Origin of the sequence: Wolbachia endosymbiont (group B) of Horisme vitalbata, assembly GCF_964028625.1 — a bacterium.
Taxonomy (GTDB): domain Bacteria; phylum Pseudomonadota; class Alphaproteobacteria; order Rickettsiales; family Anaplasmataceae; genus Wolbachia.
Window position 1 is genome coordinate 655,127 of record NZ_OZ034797.1, and the last position, 22,730, is coordinate 677,856.

General features: G+C 34.2%; 21 protein-coding genes. 12 read left to right on the top strand and 9 right to left on the bottom strand.

Annotation, left to right across the window (positions count from 1 at the left end):
• Nucleotides 1-315: 315 nt before the first annotated feature.
• Nucleotides 316-1,227: a signal recognition particle-docking protein FtsY gene (ftsY, locus tag ABWU56_RS03220; RefSeq protein ID WP_353281859.1), complete on the bottom strand. Its 912-nt coding sequence runs from the start codon at nt 1,225-1,227 to the stop codon at nt 316-318.
• 176 nt (nt 1,228-1,403) lie between these two features.
• Here ftsY and iscU point away from each other — a divergent pair, with 176 nt between their 5' ends.
• From iscU to ABWU56_RS03240, 4 genes are read left to right on the top strand one after another with little or no spacing between them, the layout of a single operon-like run.
• Nucleotides 1,404-1,787 carry a Fe-S cluster assembly scaffold IscU gene (iscU, locus tag ABWU56_RS03225; protein ID WP_007302620.1) on the top strand — a complete coding sequence of 128 codons (384 nt, stop codon included), beginning with the start codon at nt 1,404-1,406 and terminating at the stop codon, nt 1,785-1,787.
• A 5-nt stretch (nt 1,788-1,792) separates the two neighbouring features.
• Nucleotides 1,793-2,179, top strand: a complete 387-nt coding sequence (locus tag ABWU56_RS03230; RefSeq protein ID WP_006012614.1) for a HesB/IscA family protein — start codon at nt 1,793-1,795, stop codon at nt 2,177-2,179.
• The gene (locus ABWU56_RS03235) at nt 2,172-2,630 is read left to right on the top strand and encodes an iron-sulfur cluster co-chaperone HscB C-terminal domain-containing protein (protein ID WP_006012616.1); all 459 of its coding nucleotides are present in this window, start codon (nt 2,172-2,174) and stop codon (nt 2,628-2,630) included. Before ABWU56_RS03230 ends, ABWU56_RS03235 begins: the two co-directional genes overlap by 8 nt.
• Nucleotides 2,608-4,494, top strand: coding sequence for an Hsp70 family protein (locus ABWU56_RS03240; protein ID WP_353281861.1), 1,887 nt, complete (start codon nt 2,608-2,610; stop codon nt 4,492-4,494). Before ABWU56_RS03235 ends, ABWU56_RS03240 begins: the two co-directional genes overlap by 23 nt.
• 3 nt (nt 4,495-4,497) lie before the next feature.
• On the opposite strand, the gene lepB is transcribed toward ABWU56_RS03240, so the two are convergent.
• Entirely contained in the window at nt 4,498-5,283 is a 786-nt protein-coding gene (lepB, locus tag ABWU56_RS03245) for a signal peptidase I (RefSeq protein WP_353281862.1), read from the bottom strand.
• Nucleotides 5,284-5,482: 199 nt separating this feature from the next.
• Here lepB and ABWU56_RS03250 point away from each other — a divergent pair, with 199 nt between their 5' ends.
• Nucleotides 5,483-5,839: a TrbC/VirB2 family protein gene (locus ABWU56_RS03250; protein ID WP_007302624.1), complete on the top strand. Its 357-nt coding sequence runs from the start codon at nt 5,483-5,485 to the stop codon at nt 5,837-5,839.
• A gap of 2 nt (nt 5,840-5,841) precedes the next feature.
• Here the strand turns inward: ABWU56_RS03250 and ABWU56_RS03255 are convergent, their stop codons facing one another.
• Nucleotides 5,842-6,840, bottom strand: coding sequence for a pyruvate dehydrogenase complex E1 component subunit beta (locus ABWU56_RS03255; protein ID WP_353281863.1), 999 nt, complete (start codon nt 6,838-6,840; stop codon nt 5,842-5,844).
• A 60-nt stretch (nt 6,841-6,900) separates the two neighbouring features.
• Nucleotides 6,901-7,377 carry a hypothetical protein gene (locus tag ABWU56_RS03260; RefSeq protein WP_353281865.1) on the bottom strand — a complete coding sequence of 159 codons (477 nt, stop codon included), beginning with the start codon at nt 7,375-7,377 and terminating at the stop codon, nt 6,901-6,903.
• A gap of 454 nt (nt 7,378-7,831) precedes the next feature.
• Between ABWU56_RS03260 and ABWU56_RS03265 the strand changes: the two genes are divergently transcribed.
• Nucleotides 7,832-9,538 (top strand): recombinase family protein, encoded by a 1,707-nt coding sequence (locus ABWU56_RS03265; RefSeq protein WP_264336141.1) that lies wholly within the window; start codon nt 7,832-7,834, stop codon nt 9,536-9,538.
• A 289-nt stretch (nt 9,539-9,827) separates the two neighbouring features.
• Here ABWU56_RS03265 and ABWU56_RS03270 read toward each other — a convergent pair.
• The 3 genes from ABWU56_RS03270 to prfA form a co-directional block, all read right to left on the bottom strand.
• Nucleotides 9,828-10,591, bottom strand: a protein-coding gene (locus ABWU56_RS03270; protein ID WP_353281091.1) for an IS5 family transposase whose coding sequence is annotated in 2 segments (ribosomal slippage) — nt 9,828-10,237 and nt 10,237-10,591 — 765 coding nt in all. Because the reading frame shifts where the segments join, the coding sequence is not laid out codon by codon here.
• A 155-nt stretch (nt 10,592-10,746) separates the two neighbouring features.
• Nucleotides 10,747-11,010: a hypothetical protein gene (locus ABWU56_RS03275; protein WP_264375588.1), complete on the bottom strand. Its 264-nt coding sequence runs from the start codon at nt 11,008-11,010 to the stop codon at nt 10,747-10,749.
• Between the two features lie 118 nt (nt 11,011-11,128).
• Nucleotides 11,129-12,220: a peptide chain release factor 1 gene (prfA, locus tag ABWU56_RS03280; protein ID WP_010401258.1), complete on the bottom strand. Its 1,092-nt coding sequence runs from the start codon at nt 12,218-12,220 to the stop codon at nt 11,129-11,131.
• 110 nt (nt 12,221-12,330) lie between these two features.
• On the opposite strand from prfA, the gene yihA reads away from it, so the two are divergent.
• Both yihA and argB read left to right on the top strand, forming a co-directional pair.
• The gene (gene yihA / locus ABWU56_RS03285) at nt 12,331-12,927 is read left to right on the top strand and encodes a ribosome biogenesis GTP-binding protein YihA/YsxC (protein WP_369800778.1); all 597 of its coding nucleotides are present in this window, start codon (nt 12,331-12,333) and stop codon (nt 12,925-12,927) included.
• Nucleotides 12,902-13,840 carry an acetylglutamate kinase gene (gene argB / locus ABWU56_RS03290; RefSeq protein ID WP_017531630.1) on the top strand — a complete coding sequence of 313 codons (939 nt, stop codon included), beginning with the start codon at nt 12,902-12,904 and terminating at the stop codon, nt 13,838-13,840. Before yihA ends, argB begins: the two co-directional genes overlap by 26 nt.
• 371 nt (nt 13,841-14,211) lie before the next feature.
• Here argB and ABWU56_RS03295 read toward each other — a convergent pair whose 3' ends face one another.
• Nucleotides 14,212-15,744: a hypothetical protein gene (locus ABWU56_RS03295; protein ID WP_007302823.1), complete on the bottom strand. Its 1,533-nt coding sequence runs from the start codon at nt 15,742-15,744 to the stop codon at nt 14,212-14,214.
• Between the two features lie 179 nt (nt 15,745-15,923).
• On the opposite strand from ABWU56_RS03295, the gene ABWU56_RS03300 reads away from it, so the two are divergent.
• The 4 genes from ABWU56_RS03300 (at nt 15,924) to ABWU56_RS03315 (ending at nt 20,392) form a co-directional block, all read left to right on the top strand.
• On the top strand, nt 15,924-17,201 hold the full coding sequence (locus ABWU56_RS03300; protein ID WP_010401253.1) for an adenylosuccinate synthase: 1,278 nt from the start codon (nt 15,924-15,926) through the stop codon (nt 17,199-17,201).
• Between the two features lie 158 nt (nt 17,202-17,359).
• Nucleotides 17,360-19,489, top strand: a complete 2,130-nt coding sequence (locus tag ABWU56_RS03305) for a hypothetical protein (protein ID WP_353281868.1) — start codon at nt 17,360-17,362, stop codon at nt 19,487-19,489.
• Between the two features lie 71 nt (nt 19,490-19,560).
• A complete protein-coding gene (infA, locus tag ABWU56_RS03310; RefSeq protein ID WP_052264695.1) occupies nt 19,561-19,824 on the top strand; it encodes a translation initiation factor IF-1 in 264 nt (87 codons plus the stop codon).
• Nucleotides 19,802-20,392 carry a Maf family nucleotide pyrophosphatase gene (locus tag ABWU56_RS03315; RefSeq protein WP_264686397.1) on the top strand — a complete coding sequence of 197 codons (591 nt, stop codon included), beginning with the start codon at nt 19,802-19,804 and terminating at the stop codon, nt 20,390-20,392. The genes infA and ABWU56_RS03315 overlap by 23 nt, the downstream gene beginning before the upstream one ends.
• Here the strand turns inward: ABWU56_RS03315 and ABWU56_RS03320 are convergent.
• Nucleotides 20,379-22,634, bottom strand: a complete 2,256-nt coding sequence (locus ABWU56_RS03320; RefSeq protein ID WP_353281871.1) for a hypothetical protein — start codon at nt 22,632-22,634, stop codon at nt 20,379-20,381. The genes ABWU56_RS03315 and ABWU56_RS03320 overlap by 14 nt on opposite strands.
• Nucleotides 22,635-22,730 lie beyond the last annotated feature (96 nt).

Consider the following 22,730-nt stretch of genomic DNA (forward strand, 5'->3'; position numbering starts at 1 on the left):
TTAGAAAAAAATGCAGTGCACATACGACAGATATACACTGAAGAATACATTTTTTAATAAGTTTGATTAAAAAGTCTGCAGACTAAAGATAGATTTTGAGCTCTTAAAATATCTCTATTTGTAATTATAATGAGATTGAAAATATGCGGAAGTAATTTTTATACGTTAACGGCTCACCCAACCCACTTGCAATCTGGATCCCAGACTGGGATGACAAGAAAAGGCTACTCAAATAGGAAGTACTGGAATGATACCATCTAAAAACGGCTTCTCATGATAATTAAGCTTGGTCATATTAGAAAATTAAAGAGATCTTCAATCACATTTAAACAGCGCTTCAGCAAACTCTTTGCCAGTAAATTCCCTCAGGTCTTCTATACTTTCACCAATTCCTATAGCGTGTAATTTCACCTTATAAGCTTCTGCAAGCCCAATCACTACTCCACCTTTGGCAGTACCATCTAGCTTTGTTACAATTAACCCGGTAACACCAACCATTTTACTAAAGACCTCTAATTGGCTATAAGCATTTTGGCCAGTAGTTGCATCAAGAACTAAAATAACATCATGAGGAGCAGTATCATCCAATTTCTTTATCGTTCTATGTATTTTTGACAGCTCTTGCATGAGATTTACATTGTTTTGTAGCCTTCCCGCTGTATCAATTAAAACAACATCAACGCTATCTTTTATCGCTTGATTTACAGCTCTATATGCCACACTTGCAGAATCGCTACCGTGCTCTCCAGTAACAATAGAGCAATCAGAACGTTCTGCCCAAATATTTAGCTGTTCACTAGCAGCAGCTCTGAATGTGTCGCACGCAACAAGCATAACGGATTTCCCTTTTTCCTTATATTTATAGGCAAGTTTACCTATAGTTGTAGTTTTTCCATTACCATTCACTCCGCACACCATTATTATGTGTGGTTTTTTATTCAAAATGAGCGGCTGCACTACAGGGTTTAATATCGACTCTATTTCGCTCATTAACTGCTGTGTGATAACGCTATGCTCAACTTCTGATTCAAATTTGATACTTGCGAGCTTATCAATAAGCAATCTAGAAGTTTTATGACCTATGTCCATGCTGATCAGCAGCTCTTCCAGATCATCTAAAAGCGACTGATCTAATTTTTTTTTGCCAGAAAAAATATTTTTTACTCCATCACTAAAACGGGAGGAGGTTTTTAATAGTCCTTGATAAAGATTACTGAATAAACTCAAGAAATACTCCTTCTAAAATTACCATATAAAGAATGACATGCACTATATGTATTTGTAAAGTAAATACACTCGTAACCTATATATTTTGTGAGTAAAATGTACCGCTTGCTAGTGTATTTTACTTTAGTTTTTAACCTAAATATGTTATAATGTAAGTAATGGTTTACGGGTAATCTATGAGTTATAATGAGAAAATTTTAGATCATTACGAAAATCCAAGGAATGTTGGTTCTCTGGATAAAAATGATCCAAATGTTGGTACTGGTTTAGTTGGTGCACCATCATGCGGAGATGTAATGAAACTGCAAATAAAGGTCAACGATAAAGGTGTTATTGAAGACGCAAAATTTAAAACTTTTGGTTGTGGTTCTGCTATAGCTTCAAGTTCTTTGCTTACAGAAATGATCAAAGGAAAAACTATTGAGAATGTAACAAAGATAAAGAATACTCAAATAGTGGAAGAATTGTCTTTGCCGCCAGTAAAGATACACTGTTCAGTACTTGCTGAGGATGCTATAAAAGCTGCTATTCATGATTATCAAAATAAACAAAAACATTGAGGAATATGAGTGAATTTCAAGGAGTAAATTCTGTTAAAAAACCTATCACTCTAACTGCAAATGCAGTAGAGAGGGTAAGGTTTTTATTGGACAAAAAGAAGCATGCTAACCTTGAAGAAGCAATAGGAATAAGAGTTCTAATTAAGCAAAAAGGATGCTCTGGTTTAAAATATGATATTGAATATGCATATGATGTTCGTCCTTTGGAGTCGGTAATTGAAGAAAGCTGCAGTGATGATCAAAAAGTCAAGGTGCTGATCGATCCAAAATCTATCATGTTTATCCTTGGCTCTGAAATGGATTATGTAGAGGAAAAATTCTCATCAGGTTTTATTTTCAAAAATCCTAATGAGAAAGGAAAATGTGGTTGTGGAGAGAGTTTTCATGTCTAGCAACCATTTCACATTATTTGGAATTGAACCGGCTTTTAACATCAGCTTTGATGAGCTGGAGAAAAAATATATTGAGCTAAGCAAAACTGATATAAATGAAAGAGAGTCCAAAAATATGGAAAATATCAACAAAGCTTATCAGGTACTGAAGTCACCGCTAAAGCGTGCCGAACATTTGTTGGATCTTTTTGACGTACAAAGCAAAAAAGAGCATCTTGATCCTGAAATATTAAATGAATCAATGGAAATAAGAGAATACTTTCTAGACTGCGATGATTTACAATTTGCAAGTAGGATGATTGATGAAAAGGTAAAAGATTGTACTAAAAACCTAATTAATGCTTTTGCTACAAAAAATTTTGATGAAGCTGCTACGCAAGTTTTTAGATTGAGATATTTATATAAGTCATTTGAGGAGATAAAGGAAAATGCGGCCAGTTCAAATTTCTGAACCAAGTTCAAATGAGGTAGTTTTTGGTATAGATCTTGGAACTACTAACTCTTTAATTGCCATGGTAAATAAAGCTGGCAATGTAGAAATATTTAAAGATGAGCAAGGTCGTGAACTATTACCTTCTGTCATTTCATATGAAAAGGATGTACTAAAAGTAGGCTACGATGTTGGCGAAAACGCTATCTGCTCTATAAAACGCTTAATGGGTAAAAGTGTTAAAGACTTGCATAAAGAAGGTATCAATTGTGAAATAGATAACGAAAGTGAAAAAGTTATTAGGGTAAAATGCTCAGAAGAAAAGTATCTCACTCCTATTGAGATCTCTGCTGAGATACTAAAAACTCTATGCAAGAGGGTAAAAAAATTCACAGGGATGAAAGTTAACAAAGCAGTGATTACTGTACCAGCTTATTTTGATGATTCAGCACGTAACGCAACCAAATATGCAGCAAAATTAGCTGGCATAGATGTTCTTCGCCTCATTAATGAACCAACCGCTGCAGCACTTTCTTACTCCATTGGAAAGAACAATAACAGTGGCATATATGCAGTTTATGACCTCGGTGGTGGAACATTTGACATTTCAATATTAAAATTACATCAAGGAGTGTTTCAAGTTCTTGCAGTTGGTGGTGATACTAAACTTGGTGGTGATGATTTTGATCATCTACTTAGTTTAATCGTGCTTAAAAAGTATAGAGAACAGGTAGGTTTAAATAAAAAATGCTCTAGTGTCATCCCAGTCTGGGATCCAGAAAGTTTGATTGCAAGTGAACACACCAGAAAGTTATATAATAAGAACTGGATTCCAGTGTCAAGCACTGCACCATCTGATACAACTACCTACAAATTACAACATTCATACACTAAAACTGGTATCTGCAATATACGTGCTATAAAAGAGTACCTAAGTGAAGATACCTCTGGCACTTTTGAATTCAGCATCAATGGTGAATTATTTAAGTGCAAAATTACCAAAGAAGAATTCGAGCAAGCAATCAGTCCTTTGGTTAATAAGACTATAAATATAGTTACTCGTACTATAAGCAACATAGATCTTAAAATCGATGATATAAAAGGGGTAATTTTAGTTGGTGGCGCAACTAGAGTGCCATTAGTGCAAAATTCACTAATCAAACTCTTTGGCAATAAAGTGCTGAATGATGTGGATCCGGACAAAGCAGTTGCCAATGGGGCAGCTTTGCAGGCTCATTATTTAACTTCAAACTCAAAAGATAGGAATATTCTCCTTGATGTGCTGCCTTTATCACTTGGCATAGAAACTATGGGGGGAATAGTTGAAAAAATTATACCAAGAAATACACCACTACCAGTTTCAGAAATAAAAGAGTTTACAACTTACGCTAACGGGCAAACAGCAATGAAAATTCACGTTTGTCAAGGAGAACGTGAAATGATAAAAGATAATAAATCTCTAGCACGATTTGAACTCAAAGGTATACCACAATTGCCTGCAGGTTCTGCAAAAGTTGAAATAGGATTTACAGTTAGCATTGATGGAATATTGACTGTCACTGCAAGAGAAAAAACTACTGGAGTCGAACAGACAGTTGAAATAAATTCAAGCTCTGGCTTAAGTGAAGAAGATATTCAAGATATGGTCAATCAGTCAGTAAGTAACTTTGATGAAGACATGAAGGCTCGTTCCCTTGCAGAGGCTAAAATTAACGGTAACAAGCTCATACATCTAGTTGAAAATGTTTCCACTGAGCAAAAGTTAAAAATTTTACTACAGAACGCAAAAGACGCTTTACAGGAAAATGACTTAGACAACATTAATAATGCTATCTCTGAGTTAGAAAACTCTGCTTTAGAATTATGCGAATCAGCAGACAGATAGAGTTCATACAACTTTGTGAAGTACCCTGTCAAATCTCAGAGCAATAGGTAACCTAAAATCAAACGGCAACCAATCAACTTTGCCTAATTTAAACGATAAACCAACCATGCTTACGCGTCCAACTATATTTTCAGTTGGTATTAACCCAATTTCAGAAAATCTGCTATCAAAAGAATTATTTCTATTGTCTCCCATAACAAAAAATTGATCATCAGGCAGATAATAAACTGGAGTATTGTATGATAACTTATTAGAAAGATTATCTATTAGAATTTCATGCTCCTTGCCGCTCGGGAGTGTTTCGATGTATCTTGCTATATTACGCTTTGACTCATAATCAAAAAAATTTTCAATTTGTCTTCGCTTTACTTTCTGATCATTTAAATATAACTCCCCCTCTATCATTTGCACTTTATCGCCCGGTATTCCTATTACCCGCTTAACAAATCTAATGCTGTCATTTCTTGTAGGCTTGAAAACTATTATATCACCACGCTCCGGAGGGGTATAAAAGATTCTACCGCTAAAGATGTTTGGAGAAAATGGAAAAGAGTGTTTACTATAACCATATGAATATTTACTAGTAAAAATATAATCTCCCTCAAGTAGAGTGCTTTTCATTGAACCAGAAGGAATATGAAATGGCTCAAATAAAAAACTACGTATTGATAGCGCAATTAGTAGCAAAAAAAACAGTGAAGATAAAAACTTTCTCGTTCTTGCTATCCGGTTCTCTCTCAATTCTTTCAATTTTATTTTCTTTATAAATTTAAGCTTATCATAACACATAAAAGTGGTAATGTGAAATTTTACTCATGGGTGTTATTGCTCTTTTTCGAAAGTCGAAATAAGCTCTCAAGTAATTGACAGTGATTGATAACCAATAGACATCATTTGCTATGCAATATTGTATAAATCACAATGCTAGTTTTACTGAAAATTATACTATTTTAGATATAATTATAATATTTAAACTTAAGGTATAGGGATGAACCCTACAATTAGAAAGGTTTTTTGTATTCTACTTATAGTATTATTTATTTCTTTTTCTCATGTTGGAAGTGCTGCTAACTCTAATGACGATACAACTGCTCAAGTAATATGTAATATTATTGGCTACGTTTGGGGAATAGGTGGACCGCTTATGACCGTAGTGATAATAGGAGCAGCTTTACTTGCGATATTTGGTAGAATGCCGTGGCCTGCTCTTTTCGCCCTCGGTGTATTTTGCGCTGTGTTTTTTGGTGCTAAAACTATTGTCATAAAAGTAATGGGTGGTATAAACTCTACAAATGCCTCTTTTATGGAAGAATGTGGAACGGGAGATAAAAAAAAGAGTCAATAGGACTATTTCTTTCTAAAGCAGACTTGGTGCACAGCTTCAACTATATCTTCCACTTGTGGTAATGCTTTCTTTTCTAGGTTTGCAGCATAAGGTAAGGGGACATCCTTGCCGGTTACCCGTACAACCGGAGCGTCAAGGTAGTCAAATCCTTGTTCCATAACCATGGCTGAGAGTTCTGCTCCTATTCCTGCAAATGGCCAACCCTCTTCTATGCTTACTAATCTATTGGTCTTCTTAATAGAGTTAATAACTGTTTCAGTGTCAAGTGGTCTTAAGGTTCTGAGGTCGATAACTTCAGCTTCTATTCCTTCACTAGAGAGTAAATCTGCTGCATTTAACGCATCCATTAGTTTCAATGAAAAAGCAGTGATAGTTACATCCTTTCCTTCCCGTATAACAGCAGCTTTGCCTATCTCAAGTAGATAATCTTTATTTGATAGCTCAGAGTCAGGAACTTCATGATCATGTCCATAAGCGATCTCGTTTTCTAGAAATATTACCGGATTAGGGTCACGAATTGCAGCTTTAAGCAGACCTCTGCAATCGGAGGCAAAGTAAGGTGCTATTACTTTCAACCCTGGAACATGCGAATACCAAGATGCAAAGCACTGAGAATGTTGTGCTGCAACTCTTGCTGCAGCACCATTTGGTCCACGAAATACTATAGGGCATCCAAGTTGTCCACCCGACATATAATTTGTTTTTGCTGCGGAATTCACAATTTGGTCGATAGCCTGCATAGAAAAATTAAAAGTCATAAACTCTACTATTGGCCTCAGTCCAGCAAATGCTGCTCCAACAGCAAGACCAGCAAATCCATGTTCAGTAATGGGTGTATCAACTACCCTATTTTCTCCGAACTCTTTCAGTAATCCTTTCGTTACTTTATAAGCACCATCATACTCTGCAACTTCTTCACCCATGATAAATATATCAGGGTCATTTTGCATTTCTTCTCTGATCGCTGTGCATAAAGCTTCTCTTACACTTAAGATTGCCATTTGTAAACCTGTAGATTGCAACTGAAATAACTATATCAAAATTACCAGGAAGCGCACAAGTTAAGTTTTACAAGCATCATGTTGCATTGAGCATTGAATACTTACTTCTTTTAATTCAGTAGGTTGCGGTGATAGTGCGTATGTAACTCCACCGACTATCAATGAAGACATCACAGAAGTTGCAATCATCAATAGAATTGGTAATTGGAAGGCTATACTAAAGGCAACACCTACTGTCAACATGATTGCAAAGTTTACAGAAGCAATTTTTAAGAAAGATAGTTGTCCTTTTTCTGTTTTTTCTAGTAATACTTTATTTGCTTTGGTTTTGCTTAATTCACTATTAAGTGTTGTATTCTCGTTTTCCAGATCTTTTATTTTTTGCTTTAGTGATTGATTCTCTTTACTGAGCTTATCAACTATTTCTAACCGAGTCTCATGTCCAGCTACGTCACTCTTTGATTTTTCTAGTTCTTTCTCAACATGTTTTAATTCTTTACCTGGCTTTTCTAACTTCCGAATTTGGCTATCTTTCAACTGAACTTGAGTTTGCAGGCTTTCTAAAGTTTGGTTATCAACTTCATTAGCTGCCCCGTCGTAATTTATTTCGGAGTAGGAAGAAGTATCAAACGTAGTTTCAAGTGCTAAACCGTTGTCGTCACTACTAACGCTTTCACCAATAGGAGTCTGTTTACACTACCGACAATGTTGCAAAAAACATAAAAATAAAACTAGAGAAAACCATTTCTCGAAAACTTCTGTGTCCAGAACCAAGAGTCCGATTTACTTATAGCGCTAATAATCAATTAACCATCGGCTTTAAGGAATGATATGAACATATTATTTCAAGGAAAAGTCATGAGAAACAAGAGATTAGCTATCCAAATTAGCTGTAGCTATGAACCTAATCGGTTAGCAGAACAATGCTTATCAGATGCTTATGAAAAGGTAGTGTCAAAGGAAATAAGTCAAAAAAACTTAAAACATAAAAATGGGATTCAAGGAGGGTCAAATGGTAACAGTATGTTTATATGCGAGAGTTTCTTCGGGGAAACAAGTAGAAGGAAATACGATAGAAAGTCAAATTGCAGCTTTAGAGAAGCAAATTAATCTGGACGGATACAGATTGTTAAGTGAGTATAAATTTATTGATAACGGCTACAGTGGATCTCATTTAGTCCGCCCTGATTTAGAAAAATTACGTGATAAAGTAACAGAAGGTAAAATTGATAAGATTTACATTCATTCTCCTGATCGTTTATCTAGAAAATATGCATATCAAATGGTGCTGATTGAAGAATTTGAAAAAGCAGGAGCAAAAGTGGTTTTTTTAAATTATGAGATTAACGGTAACCCAGAATCTCAATTACTGTTACAAATGCAAGGTATGATAGCAGAATATGAACGTGCGAAAATTATGGAACGAAGTCGTCGTGGTAAAATCTATGCAGCTAACAAAGGCTATGTAAATGTAATGGGAGGAGCTCCTTATGGTTATCGTTATATAGATAAGCATATGGGAGGAGGACAAGCTTTATTTGAGATTAACGAAAAAGAAGCTGATGTCGTTCGTAAAGTATTTTTGTGGATAGGCAGAGAAAGAACAAGTATTGGGGAAGTATGTCGTCGGCTAAATACTATGTCCATTAAGACACAAAAAGGAAAAGAACGCTGGAATAAAGGTACAATTTGGAGTATGTTGAAAAACCCTGCTTACAAAGGACAAGCAGCTTTTGGTAGAAGAAGGTTAGGAGTAAGATTAAAGCAAGTAAGACCACAGAAAGGCTCTTGTGAGCAGCCAAAAAGTAACCACTCTGTCTATCCTGTTGAAAAAGCAAATTGGATTTATATTAAAGTGCCAAATATAGTAGATGAAGATATATTTGATATTGTTCAAGAACAATTAGCTGAAAATAGAAAAGTAGCAAGGACAAGAAAAAGAGGAGCAAAGTACTTACTACAAGGTTTAGTCATATGTAAGCGTTGTAATTACGGATGTTACGGAACTTGCATGAGAAGTAGACGAGAAGAAGAAGGTGGTCATTATGCATATTACCGTTGTAGTGGTAAAGATTCTTACCGTTTTGGTGGTAATAAGATTTGTGACAATAAACCCATTCGCTCAGATGCATTAGAAACAGCTGTGTGGGAAGAGGTTAAGCAGTTATTGAAAAATCCAAACAGGATTTTAGAAGAATACAAGCGTAGGCTTTCAGAACTAAAAAAATCATCATTGGATCAAAAAAGTGACCTGCTAGAGAAACAAGAAAATAAATTAAAACGTGGTATTGCTAGACTTATCGATAGTTATGCTCAAGAATATATCAATCAAGAGGAATTTGAACCACGAATTAAAGCAATGAAACAAAGCTTAAAAACAATTAAAGAAGAGAAGAAAAAGATATTTTATCAAAAGGAATTAGAACAGGAGGTAACTCTGGTTGTGGCCAATTTAGAAGACTTTTCTTCCAATATTACGTTAAACCTTGATAACGCAGACTGGTTAACTAAACGTGATATTATCAGAACATTGGTCAAGAGAATTGAAATTAACCTTGAGGACGTAAATGTGGTATTTCGCGTAAAAGAGCTACCGAACTCTTCTGGACATAATGGAAAGGAAAATAAAAATTTGCAACATTGTCGTAGGTGTATTCGCAATAATGTCAATAGCAGTAAGATTTCCTACACCTTTTAGCAGGTCTATAGTTGAATTTGGATGTTCTATGAGCAGCAACAAATAAATGTAACTTGCCTTTTTCTATATGATGCTATTAACCGAATAGGTATTCGCTTGACATTTCCATATCTTTGTTATCATTAGTAATACTAAAGGGAAAACTAAACTTAATAAGATTTGGAAGCATATTGTTGTTCTATGATTCACGTAATGCTGCTATGCCTTCGTTGCAGACGTTGTCATAAAGTAAATTAAATTCTTTAATATTTGAAAAACTACCACCCCTTAGAACCTGTCTTGAAAGGAGTTAATTGGCTAATTTAGTAAGCATAGAAGTAATCATATTAAATAAGATATTGTTTTTTGAAGTAAGAGGAGAATGTTCGTAATCCTTGCTCATGCGTCTAAAATTGGAAAGCCAGGCAAAGGTTCGTTCTACAATCCAACGTTTAGGAATAACTTGAAATCCTGTATCAACCAATTTCTTGGTAATCGTTAGCAAACATCCAGTTTCCAACAAACATCGATTTTGTAATTTACCTTTATACCCTTGATCAGCAAAAAACCTACGTAATGTTGGAGCTTTGCATTTAGCTTGAACAAAAAGATTGGTAGCACCATCACGGTCCTGAATGCTTGCGCTGTGTACTTCTGCAGTAATTACAAGACCTAGTGTATCTACAATAATATGACGTTTTCTACCCTTTATTTTTTTACCGGCATCATATCCTCTTGATCCCCTTTTTGAGTCGTTTTCACTGATTGACTGTCAATTATACCTACTGAAGGTGTTTCATTTTTGCCAACCATTTTTCTTACCTCTTTTACTAGCATGTCATGTATTTTTTTCAATTTTCCATTATTACGCCACCTGAGAAAATAGTCATACACCGTTTTCCATGGAGGAAAATCTTTTGGTAGCATTCTCCACTGGCAACCACCCCTCATTATGTACCTTATTGCATTAATAATTGTTCTTATGTTATGTTTTCTTGGTCGTCCTATCGCTCCTTGTGCAACATAGGGCTCTAAAATTTCCCATTCCTTGTCACTTATATCACTTGGATACAACTTACCCTCCTATTTTTTGCTTACCTCATCATACTCTTTTCTTCATTACCTTTCAAGACAGGTTCTTAGCGCACTCATTAATATTATTTCACTTTCAACATCAATATCATTAGAAATTAAATCAAGTTTAATAAGATTTGGAAAGTTACCATTCTTTAACATTTAGTGATTGCTATTGAGCCTTCTGCGCCAATAATGCTAGAAGTTAATTTACACTCAGTAATATTTGGAAGATTAATATTCTCTAATGCTTCATTTAAAACTTCTCCGCACTGAGCATCAATATAACAATTAGATAAAGTCAAGCTTGTAATATTTTGCTTTTTCTGTAAAAAGTTTACTAGCTTTTCCATATATACATATAGATTATTTAACTCTAAGGTGTTACTATTAACATATTGATTAAAGTCAACTTCCATGGTTTCTGTAAGTTATAGAGCTGCTAATTATAGCATAAATTTAAATAATTGTCAACCTTATGAACAACTAACTTTACTTCTTTTTAACCTGATACCTATGCTTTGTTTCAAATTTCCATCAAAAAGTAACATTACCCCCTCCAGTCAACCTTTCTGCTTCATTTCGTGAAATCAATGCCTCAATAAATTCATCTAGTTCACCTTCTTTTATAATCTGTTCTAGTCGATGTGAAGTGAGATTAATTCTATGATCTGTTATTCTTGATTGTGGAAAGTTATAAGTTCTTATACGTTCAGAGCGATCTCCAGAACCAATTTGGCTTTTCCTCATTGTTGACCTTTCCATTTCTTTTTTTTGTCTTTCAATTTCGTATAGCCTTGCTCTCAACACTTTGAGCGCTTTAGCCTTATTTTTGTGCTGCGATTTTTCATCTTGCTGTATTACAACTATCCCTGTTGGCAAGTGGGTGACCCTTACTGCGCTGTCAGTTGTATTCACTGATTGCCCTCCAGGACCACTGGATCTATAAACATCTATGCGTAAATCTTTTTCTTCTATTTCAAAGTCAACCTCTTCTACTTCAGGTAATATTGCAACAGTAGCTGCGGAAGTGTGCAATCTTCCTGAGGATTCAGTTTCTGGCACTCTTTGTACTCTGTGCACCCCTGACTCAAATTTCAGTCTTGCAAAAACTTCTGTTCCATTAATGAGTGCAGAAGCTTCCTTATAGCCACCTATACCTGTATTAGAAATACTTATTGGCTCAAACTTCCAATTTCTTCTTTCTGCATATTTTTGATACATACGAAATAACATCGCTGCAAATAATGCTGCTTCTTCTCCGCCTGTGCCTGCTCTAATTTCTAATATTGCATTTCTTGAGTCATCTTCATCTTTGGGTAATAATGCCAACTTTAGTTTTGCTTTTACTTTCGGTAATAGTATCTTTTGCTTCTCAAGAAGTTCTTCTTTTGCTAACTCTTTTATATCACCATCGCTGTTCTCATCTTTCATGATTTCTTCTAAATCTGAAATTTCCTCTTTTAATATATTATATTCATCGATTATCTCGATAATTGGTCTGAGTTCAGAGTATTCCTTTGAAAAACTAACGAATTCTTTTTGACTCAAATTGGTAGGGTTTTCCAGATTTCTCTCTACATCAGAAAACTTTTTTTTTAAGTCTTGTAAATTATTCTCTATATCCATATAGTACAGGTCTAGTTTTCAGCTGTTTAAGTAAGTAATATATACTGAAATAAAAAATTTCTTATATCAAGCAATAACACTATAATTGTCTCGAATATTTCTACCTAAGTATAATGGCAAAACAGATAACATCAATCTGCAGCTTCATATTTGGAGCTTCAGACAAAAAATCATTACCAGATGAGTCGGCTCCAGAGATTGCATTTGCTGGTAGATCAAACGTAGGAAAATCAAGTTTAATCAACTTGCTGATAAACAGCAAAAAAGCTGCAAGAGTTTCTTCTAAACCTGGATGCACTAGACAAATAAATTTTTACTCTATGTACAATGATAAGTTTAGGATTGTCGACCTACCGGGTTATGGCTATTCTTGTGCAAGCAAGGAAGAAGCAGTACAATACTTAAACCTAATTGAGTACTATCTAATTCACAGGAGAAATCTAAAAAGAGTGTTTGTGCTTATAGATAGCAAGGTAGGATTAAAAGAAATAGACAAAGACTTTGTTTATTGGTTAATATGTAATAATATTAACTTTAATATTGTGCTAACAAAAATAGATAAAGTGAATCAGGAAAGTCTAGATGCTATTCTAGAAAATACTCAAAAGTGGGTTAATAATGAACATGTATCAATTCATCAAATAAGCATTCGTGTTAAGCATAAAATCACCAAGGTAAGAGATGAGTTTTTCAAATTTACAAGATAAAAAAATGAAAAGTGATGAATCTTTAAATGGTAAGATGCCATTGAAGGAAAAAACAGAAATATTATTTGAAGTTCTGTCTAACATACCTAAATTTGTAGGCGAAACTTTTATCATCAAATGCAGCAGTGTAATAATCTCAGATGAAACGCTGCTTAGTGCTTTTGCGCATAATGTTGTTCTGTTGAAACAGCTTGGTATAAATCCGGTGGTAGTTCATGACGGAGAATATGAAATTAACTTAGTGTTAAAAATGCTAGGTATGAATGATAAGTTTATAAATGGTGTCAGACTTACAGACAAAAGCACTATGAAAATCATTGAAATGGCACTGTGTGGTTCAATTAATAAAAAAATTGTTCAGCATATAAATTCTGCTGGTGGTTCAGCCATTGGACTATGTGGAAAAGACGGCAACCTCATAAAAGCTGAAAAGATAAGCACTACGCTTAGGGAAAATAGATTAAATAATATTGAAAAAATACTAGACATGGGATTTATCGGTAGACCAACTGAAATCAATCCTGATATATTATTCTTTATTGAAGAATCAGATTCTATACCAGTTATTGCACCTATCGGTTATGGAAAAAATGGAGAAACATATCATATTGATACTGATAGCACTGCAAGTGCAATTGCACTTGCAGTTTACGCATCTAAAATGATAATCTTGAGTGATACAGATGAAGAAATAAACAAAGTTGGCAATGGAAGAGTCTTGATTAAAAATTTAAAAGAATCGATTGATTGTGGAAAAATTAAAGGAGAAAAATTTGTTGAAAGGCTTATGTCATATACTAAAATGGTAGAAGAATGTGCAGGGGTTGTTCACATAGTTGATGGTAGAGTACCTAACATTATACTTGATTTATTTACTGAGAATAATTCAGGTATATCAATAATGGATGATTAATAGCTGTACTGCTTATAACCATATGAACATTGAAAATTTGGGAATAGCTTATGTCAAATTCCTATTCTCTTTTCCAGTTTTTTAGGGTTTTTTTTCTTGCAAGCATAATAGTTTCGTATACATAATGAAAGCAAATGGTATTTTTAGCTTGATAACAGAGGAAAATAAAGAGGGCTTGGGTGTAACACTCAAATAATGATTTACCTTATGGATACCGCTAGAAAAGTTGACTAAGGTATACAATTCTCTCTGCGTCAAGTTACTCAAGATATCGAATCTACAAACGCTTTGGATTGAGTGTGTTTGGTCAATGTGAGTGCTTTAAATGAAAGACGAAAATTGAGCATACTACGCCTCTGTACACAGTATCTTTAATGCAAATGCCCATGTGATTCCATAGATAATCTCTGTTTTTTTATTTTATCTGTCCATTTATCATTCTCTATATCTTGTTTGTTGGTTGCTCTTTTTTCTTGCTCAACAATTGCCTTATCTATCTTCTGATGAATTGCATCAATTGCATTAATTGCATTTTTTTCTTTGTATACTTCGCTTTTTCCTTCAACAATTAAATTGGTAAAAATATTTACAACAAACTGCACTTGATTATGATTAACCTGACCTTTTATCGAAGAAGGTAAAGAGTTTAATTCCATCAATACTTCTGATGCTGTTTTATCTTGAGTGGAAAGCCCTAAATTATCTGCTACTTCACTTATTAATAACTCTCTGTTTTCTTTATTATCTTCCAATTTAGTATAATCACGCAGTAGATCCATAACTGCAGATACTCTGACTTCAATAATATCATCAACATCTTCACCTCCTAGAGCAACTCCTGATTCCAATAACTTCTCTCTGAGGTTTTTGCTTAAAAGATTAATAAATTCTTCATTTGCATCTGATCCTATGGTTGATATCGTACCATCTAAATAGTTATTTACTTTGATTTGAGTACCTAAGTCATGCTCTATTTGTATTTTTGTCTCATATTTAAATCCTAGTTCTGCACAGAATTTCTGAAAATATTCTTTAATAATGTCAAACAAGCTCTTGCCATTATCTTTATAGTTTTTTAGCTCTTCAGGAATAGTAAGTGATAACTTACCTTCTTTATATATTATACCATTTTTGCTATCTTGAGATTCAAGTGTGAATTCTAATGAGCTGGATAGGTCACATATTTTCTCTTTCGGATTGTTAAGCGTGGTTATAGGCATTGCCATATCAGACTTCACTTTTATGTGGTTGTGATCAGTGCAGTAAATGTTTAGCGCTTTTTTAGGACTATGTGGAATCAAGCTACAACTACTGAGTGCTGCATGAGATTCATTAAATATACCAGCTTCATACCCTGCTTGATTACAATTGGTGACTAGCTCTTCTAAAATAGCATTACTTGGAACTTCTGCCCCAGCGTACCTGAACATTTCCTTGAAAATTTCCTTTGCTAATGCACGGTAATCTTTTTTGGAGAATAGATGATAAGAGCTTCTCCCTGCGTTATAAAATCTCTCAAATTCCTTTCTATATTCATCAATTTTTTTTTCATCAGCAACTGTAGGGCTATTACAATGATTTTCCCAAACTTCAGATAGTCTATCTTGATCAAGCTCCTTAAGTACTGGTTCCATAAAAGCTTTACCTTCTTCAGAGAGGTTATCAAAATTATCACGGTTAAAAATCTCATTTTTATAATCTTTAGCTCCTTCCTTAAATGCAATAATAAAATTTTTATCTATTTCTTTTTCATTAATAATAAAATTCATTCTTTGAAAATCTAAGAACATTGTTTCACCGGAATTCGCTAATTTATTATCTTGATCTGCTCTTAATTTACTAAAATTGAATTCTTTAGCTGTGGCCTTTAATCTAACTACCGGACTCTTCTTTGCCTCTTTCATAATTAACACCTTACTATAAATATGCTGTAAGTTGTACCATATAATGATGAATAATTTTATAATATATAAAAAAGTCGATAGTCTATTTCTTTATTTTAGGGATATAGGAAAGGCGTAGATTTCTCTTTTCATTTGTAGCATGCTGCATTAATATTTACGTATTAATCTAGAAAATAGTGATGAATAATATTGTAATTGTTGGTCTGCAATGGGGTGACGAAGGCAAGGGTAAAATAGTAGATTATCTTTCTGAGAATGCAGATGTAGTTGTGAGATTTCAGGGAGGAAATAATGCAGGGCACACTATAGTAATAGATGATGAGGTTTATAAATTAAATTTACTGCCCTCTGCTGTTTTGAGAGCGGACAAAATATCTATTATAGGAAACGGTGTTGCTCTTGATTCACATGCTCTAGTCTCAGAAATAGAGTCATTGAAAGTTAAAGGAGTGGACGTAAACTATAACAACTTGATGGTATCCGAGAGCTGTCCATTAATACTTAGCGTACATAAGGACAAGGAAAAGCTATTTGAAGATTTAAACGGAAATCACAAAATTGGTACAACAAACAAAGGGATAGGGCCATGTTATGAAGATAAAGTTGGCAGGAGAGCTATACGCCTTTGTGACTTAGAAAACACAGATGAGCTGAATCAAAGAGTGGATGCTCTCCTGAGTTACCATAATGCTATCAGAAAAGGACTTAACTACCAGGTAGTTAAAAAAGAAGAAATATTAAAGGAAATTCAAGAGATTTCAGAAAAAATTCTTTTATATAAAAAACCTGTGTGGAAGATATTAAATGATTTTATGAAAGAAGGTAAGAAAATAATATTTGAAGGCGCTCAAGGCGCATTTTTAGATATCGACCACGGAACTTACCCTTTTGTTACTTCAAGTAATACCGTAGCATCGCAAGCGATAACAGGCTCAGGATTATCCTACAATGCTCACATTATTGGTGTAGCAAAAGCGTATACAACAAGAGTGGGTAATGGTCCATTTCCTACTGAACAAAATAACGAGATTGGAGACAGCTTATTTTCTATAGGTAAGGAACTTGGAACAGTAAGCAATAGAAGAAGGCGCTGCGGATGGTTTGACGCAGTTTTAGTGCGCCAGGCCGTACAACTCTCTGGAGTTTCAAGCATTGTATTAACCAAATTAGATATTCTTGATTCTTTTGATACTATTAAAATAGGCACTGGTTATAAGTATGGCGGAAAAATGTATGATTATTTACCCGCATCACATTCAATACAAAAAGAATTAGAGCCAATATATGAAGAATTTCCTGGTTGGAAAGAGAAAACTCAAGGCAAAAGGTCAGTTAAGGAATTACCTGCAAATTTGATGAAATATGTGAGAAAAATAGAAGAATTAATAGGTGTACCAATTCATCTAATTTCAACTAGTCCCAATAGAGAGGATGTTATTAAGCTTAAAAATCTATGAAAACGTCTTGTTAACTTTTATCTAATAAAAAACGATACTTGTGTGACTTCAAGCAATCTATTATGCAAAGTAGCAGCGTAAACGTACAGTGAGCAGTGTGATTTTTCTTAAATACATGTTGATTGTTATAATATAAACATAGTTAAAGGAGGCGTATTATGATTGCAGGTTTGACTAAGGGAGACAAAGCAGTAAAAGCGGAAAAAACAAGTGATCAGCTGAGAGAATTGTCAGTTGCAGAATATGTAGTTAAGTCAATACATGACTTGCAAAAATTGCATAATAGATTATGTTCATCACAGGGCAACAATTGTGTTAATGATAGAGAGAAGTTTGTCCAAGATAGTGATGGGCTTGGTATATTTCAATTTCTCAAAAGCTATATTAATGATGCAGAAAAAAATGAGCCTTCCATTAAGAACCTTACTATAATGAAATTTCTTCGCTCAATTATAGAAGATAGGGAACTGTATAAAAAGTTATGCAGTTTCGATGATTTTCTCGATTGTGAGTTAGAAAATTTGAGAGATAAGATAAGCTTATTAGCGCTTTTGAGAGAAAAGATGGACTTTACTGATATACAAAAAGCTTATGGTAATTGGCGTTTTAGTAATCTAATAGGTGATAATGATTTTAAGCGAATGTATGTGGATGAAGCAGTAAAAGAAAGAGAAAAGCCTGTTAATGAGGACTTTGAGAAAAATATAGGTAAATACATAGAGTTAGTAAAGGAAGGAAAAGAAGTTGCAAGTAGGTATTTTGGAAAATGGAAAGAGGACTTTCAAGTTTACTGTGAAGAAATTGACAATAATAATAAAGTTTTGAATATTAACCTTACTCATTACGACAATAGTGAGCCAACAAAGATTAGTGACGTTTTACAGCAAGAGAAAGATATTAAAGAACTGAATATCTATTGCAATAAAAAACATGAAATACACGCTCATAAAAAAGATAAGAAAAGATATTATGAATTTAAAGAAGGTGCATATTATGAAATGACAAGCACTTGGGCTGCAAAAGATGGATCAGGAATGTGTACCATGATTATGAATGTGAGTAGCGATGGCATAACTGAAATACTAAAATTTAATGGTGAAGATTTTGTTTCATCGAAGGAGATTCTAGAATTAATAAAGCAAAACGATGAATTATATATTCAAGGTCTCTCCTTATATGATGCTGTAATGGAATCACTAGAAGAGAATAGGGCTACTCCTATTAATCTTTACAATGAATCTATGGTGGCTTATCAAGGTAAGGAACCAGAGGGGAAGTTAGATCATAAAGTTGATGCTGATAATAGCCTTCCTTCTTCTCCTTCTATTAATAGCAATGCATTGGAAGCCAATTTACAGCATACTGAAACTCAACCAGAAATTGCTTCACAACAAATAACTGATTTACAAAACAGTTTTGGAAAAGAAGAGCGAAAAAACACGGAATTGCAAACTGAACTGGCACAAAAAGATGAAAAGTTAGCAAGTGTGTTAGCAGAGTTACAAGAGAAAGCACAAGAACTTAAAAATGTATGTGAAGCAAAAGGAAAGCTAGAGGGTAAGCTAAAAGGTGTTAATACAGAAAAGAAGGAGTTAGAAGACAAATTAAAAGAAGCAGCACACATAATGAAGGAAAAGGAGCAGTATGTAAGCAATTTAAAACTTCAAGTGCAAGAGTTGAAAGATGAGCATAAAGCACAACTGGAATCTTATGAACAAGGGATATGCAAACTAGCATGGGAAGTTGAAGAGTTAAGAAGCAAGCTAGAGTGTGAGAATGAATGGGATGATAAAGTTGTAGAAATAGCTGATGGACTGGGAGAAAAAATTCATGCTGATGAACAAAGAAGCCTCAATAATCAATTTTATACTCCAACAAGAAATATTTTTAATGAGACTAATAATGAGTCTTGTGTTCCACTGGAAGAAAAGATGACGTTACTCAGATCTTCAAGCTCTGATGGCGGGTATGGTAGTGATAATGGTTTATCTTCTAACATGAGTTCTATTGAACAAAGAAGCTTCAATCATCAATTTTATACTCTAGCAGGAAACGTTTTTAGTGAGCCTGATAGTGCCTCACAAAAGAAGACAGAGTTATCCAGATCTTCAAGTTTTGATAGTGGACTTGATAGCGATGAGGAAAATTGTGATAATGATTTATCTTCTAACATAACTTCTATTGAGAAGGTAGTAGAGAGTAGAAGCGTAGGTAGCTCGCTTTCCTCTTGCATTGTTAAGGAGATGATTGGAGTTAAGTTGCAAGAGCAATACTCAAGTAGAGTATAAAAATCTCCTGTATTGATAATAATTTAAAATCTATAGTAGACTGAAAAAGATTATTAAATTATAATACGACAATGATAAAAGAAGACAAATCAAAAACAATTTTTGAAGTGGAAGGGGCAGTAACTGCTTTACTACCTGCAGCAGAATTTAGAGTGAAGCTGGACAATGAACATGAGATTATCTGTCATGTATCAGGGAAAGTGAGAAGAAGTAAAATACGCATAATTATAGGCGATAGGGTGTTGGTTGAGATGAGTGTTTATGATAGGAATGCAAAAAAGGGTAGGATAATTAGAAGGCTTAAAGGTACAAGTGACAGGACGATCTCTAAATAATCTTATTCTTGCTTCATCATCGAAAAGGCGTATAGCTTTACTAAAACAAATAAATATTGAGCCAGGTTTAATTTTGCCAGCAGACATAGATGAAGTTCCTTTAAAAAAGGAACTTCCAAGAGATTACTCAATCCGTATGGCAAAAAGTAAAGCTGAGAAAACACAAAGTTCAAATCCAAATTACTTTGTGCTTGGTGTTGATACAGTTGTTGCTTGTGGTAGAAGGATACTGCTCAAAGCTGAAAACGTTGAGCAAGCAGAAAAATGCGTTCGCTTGTTATCAGGAAGAAGGCATAGAGTATACACCAGTGTGTGTTTATTAACTCCTGATCAATCTAAACAGCATATTAGGACTGTAGTTACAATAGTGAAATTTAAGCGTCTCAGCGAACAAGAAATTAAATATTATTTAGCATCAGAAGAGTGGAAAAACAGGGCAGGGGGGTGCAACATACAAGGTCTTGCAGGAATGTTTGTATTATTTTTACGTGGCTCATACTCTTCTGTAATAGGGTTACCATTACATGAAACCCATTGCTTGCTAAGTAATTACTTTAACCTATACTAATACCATTGTCCTTTTTTTGTTTTTCTTCAGCAATAAGTTTAGCCCAGATTCTATTTCTATTTGCTAATGCAATTCTATTGCGATCAGGACTATCATTGCGTTCTGTTAAAGTATCTTTTCTTTCCTCTTCTACTATTCCAGCTTTCAGTTGTGCTGCATCTTTTTCTAGCAATTTATATAGTTCGCTATTTTTGTCTATAGTCAGATTAGTATTATCATTTTCTTGTTCTGCCACTTTTCTTTCTAATAACTTACGTACAGGGTCATATTTTTTACCTTCTTTTATTTCTTTCAACATACTTTCTGAGAATAAATCTTTAGTAGCCTGGTGTGAAGGTTCTCTCAATCCTTTATTCAATTTTTCCAATGTATCTTTTGGTTCAATGGTTTCTAATTTCTTCTCTAATTGCTCAGAATTGACCTGAAAATTATAGTTACTAGTGTAAGTTGGAGATGAGTAACCTGAGTCGTTTATTTCTTTCTCCTCTGCATTGTCTTTTAGCAATCCAGCTGCTAATAAATGTTCTTTGATTTGTTCGCTCATTTCTTTCTGATCCACCGGTTTTAGTGGGAACTTCTGAGTTTCTTTATCCAACTTACTGGTAAATTCCGTAAGTAGGGTATCATCTCTTTGTTCAACATTCATTAGGCTCGCTTTTAACTGTCCAGAATTTACTCGAGATTTTTCATGATTAGAGTGAGTTGGAGATGAATAGCCCGAATCGTTTGTTTTTATGTCTGTTGAGCTGTATTCTAGCGATTCATTTTCTTGTAATTTATCTTCGGTTTCTTTTTGTTTATCGTTTCCTCTTTCTTCGTTTTCCTTAGTGCTAAGATAATCTTTTTCTTGTTTATAATCTGATTGAGGATTTGAAAGCGTTATATACTCATCTTCGTTATTGCTCCAACCATCTTCGAAGTCAGAAAATTCTTCATCATACTCACTTTCACTACGTAATAACTCATTTTTTGCTTTCCATGCAAGAATCGAAGCTACATCATTTAGTGGTTGCTTATTTCCAGTATTGCGTGATTCTTTAGCGTTTTCATACTTAAATGCATCTTTAACTTTTTTGAATGCAACGTCTTGTACTGGTGCAGCGCTTTCAGTAGTTGTAGGATCAAAAATTGCACCTTTTTGCCGATTATTAGATATTTGCTCACTTTCATCTGATTTTCGGCTTCCAGGTACAGCATGTCCAAATGTAGCAAATGTAGGATTGTCATACCGTTCATCCTCTTGTGTATTATCTTGATTGTAGATTACAGACTTGGTGAAAATAGTACTGCTTGAAGAAGCATCAGAATATGGAGAATTGTAGTTATTTCTACTATTAATCCGTATTGGCTGATACTCATCTTTTTTCTGATTATTAGGTAATGAACTAGCTCTAGGTGGCAGTGACGGTGGAATCTTTTTAGCAGATGCGTTATTAGAATTTGTAGTGCTAGTCGTTACATGCTTAAACTCAACTTCTTGATCTTGAGTAGCTTGAACGCCGATACCTTTACTAATATCACTTTCTATGAAAGTTTCAGATGATTGTTGATTCTCTTGTTCTTGTCCTTTCTCCTTGAATTGTATTTGATATAGGAATAAGCCACCTATTTTTACATCTGTGTTTGCTTTTAATTGTTCCTCAGTAACACCATTACGTTCAGTTAGATCTACACCATCTTTATCAATCTTGATTTTGATAGTACATTTTTTTCCATTTTTGTCATGCCAATTCAAAGTCATTTCATATGAACCATCGGTTACAACATAATGCCTTATTCTTTTCTCTCCTTCTTCGGCAACAAAACCGTGCATTCCGCTCTTTCCATCACTATGCAGCGTTGAAAATCCCGAAATTCCTTTCTTCTGACAAAAGTCACTATTTAAAAACTCGCTGATTTTAAACTCTTTTTTGTCATCTCCCAGTGTAATACTTGCGTGATCGCCATATATTGAAACTCCTGCGATATCATCAACATACTCTTTTAACCTTGCTTTAACTTCACTTTCAAGCTTTTGTTCGGCTTTCTTTATCTTGTTCTGCTCTGGAAGAATAACTTCATAAGCTTTATTTTTGTCTTCATCTGTCTCCAAATTCCAGATGGGGTGCTTTATTAGAAACTTTACTGCATTAAAACCAACTCTGGAATTATAAATTGGGTCGTCTTCCTTTTTTATTTCATCGAATAAAGTAAAAAATCCTCGAATGAATTCATGATATTGTTGTGTGCTTTGAGTATTCATATTTTCCCTCACTAATAACCCTCTGCCTTTTAGCCTTAGCTAGTACAATTATTACGGGAATTGATTTAGTTTTTATTAAAGAAGTTGTATTGCTAA